The sequence below is a fragment of the Kitasatospora sp. NPDC034533 genome (assembly GCF_055575155.1).
In genome coordinates this window covers 1-1,676 of the sequence record NZ_JBVITE010000094.1, presented here as the reverse complement: position 1 = coordinate 1,676, position 1,676 = coordinate 1, and the positions used below count along the sequence as shown (strand labels likewise).

1 protein-coding gene is annotated in these 1,676 nt (G+C 67.9%); it reads right to left on the bottom strand.

The window, feature by feature from the left end:
- Positions 1 to 92: 92 nt before the first annotated feature.
- Positions 93 to 1,382: an ATP-dependent Clp protease ATP-binding subunit ClpX gene (gene clpX, locus ACZ55U_RS36385; RefSeq protein WP_045696864.1), complete on the bottom strand. Its 1,290-nt coding sequence runs from the start codon at positions 1,380 to 1,382 to the stop codon at positions 93 to 95.
- Positions 1,383 to 1,676 lie beyond the last annotated feature (294 nt).

Here is a 1,676-nt window from a genome sequence, read left to right as displayed (position 1 = left end):
TGTCAGTTGGGGGGAAGGTTTGGCCCCCGAAGGGAAGGCCCCCCTCCCAGTGTGGGTGCGGGGCCCCTTCCGGTCGGGCCGGGGACCTCGGGTCAGGCGCTCTTCTCCCGGCGCTCGCGCTTGATCATGTCGCGCGGCACCAGGGTGGGGATGGCGTGCTTGGAGACCACGTCGCCGGTGACCACCACGCGGGCGACGTCCTGGCGCGAGGGGACCTCGTACATCACGGACATCAGCACCTCCTCCATGATGGCCCGCAGCCCGCGCGCGCCGGTGCCGCGCAGGATCGCCTGGTCGGCGATCGCCTCCAGCGCGTCCCGGGAGAACTCCAGCTCCACGCCGTCCAGTTCGAACAGCTTGCGGTACTGCTTGACCAGCGCGTTGCGCGGCTCGGTGAGGATCTGGAGCAGCGCCTCGCGGTCCAGGTTGTGCACGCTGGTGATCACCGGCAGACGGCCGATGAACTCGGGGATCATGCCGAACTTCACCAGGTCCTCGGGCATCACCTGGCGGAAGTGGTCGCTGGCGTCCGACTCCCGCTTGGAGCGGATGTTGGCGCCGAAGCCGATGCCCTTGGCACCCGCGCGGCCCTCGATGATCCGCTCCAGGCCGGCGAACGCGCCGCCGACGATGAACAGCACGTTGGTGGTGTCGATCTGGATGAACTCCTGGTGCGGGTGCTTGCGCCCGCCCTGCGGCGGCACCGATGCGGTGGTGCCCTCCAGGATCTTCAGCAGGGCCTGCTGCACGCCCTCGCCGGAGACGTCCCGGGTGATCGACGGGTTCTCGCTCTTGCGCGCGACCTTGTCGATCTCGTCGATGTAGATGATCCCGGTCTCGGCCTTCTTGACGTCGTAGTCGGCCGCCTGGATCAGCTTGAGCAGGATGTTCTCGACGTCCTCACCGACGTAGCCGGCCTCGGTCAGCGCCGTGGCGTCCGCGATCGCGAACGGCACGTTCAGCATCCGGGCCAGGGTCTGCGCCAGCAGCGTCTTGCCGGAGCCGGTGGGGCCCAGCAGCAGGATGTTGGACTTGGCCAGCTCGATGGCGTCCTCGCGGCCGTTGCCGCCGCTGCGGCCCGCCTCGCCCGCCTGCACGCGCTTGTAGTGGTTGTAGACGGCCACCGACAGGGCCTTCTTGGCGAGGTCCTGACCGACCACGTACTGGTCCAGGAACTCGTAGATCTCGCGCGGCTTCGGGAGTTCCTCGAAGCGCACCTCGGAGGTCTCGGCGAGTTCCTCCTCGATGATCTCGTTGCACAGGTCGATGCACTCGTCGCAGATGTACACGCCTGGGCCGGCGATCAGCTTCTTCACCTGCTTCTGCGACTTGCCGCAGAACGAGCACTTGAGCAGGTCGCCACCGTCTCCGATGCGTGCCACGAGGTGCTTCCCCTTCGCCAGGGGCCCCGCAGGGGTTCCGGGGCCTGGTGCTGTGGACCGTCAACGCCGAGGGCGCTCGGTCTCGGTATCCGACGGTACTCTGTCGGGCCCGTGATTCCGGCCTCTTCGCCAGGTCTGCCCTACGCCCTGGGCGAATTGATACCGAACAGATGCCGTCGTACAGGCCCGCCGATGGGCCGGGGGGGGGGGGGGGGGGGGGGGGGGGGGGAGAGACCAACAACACCGGCGCCCAGAAAAAACACACAAAACAAAAGGGGGGAGGAGCGAGGAGAA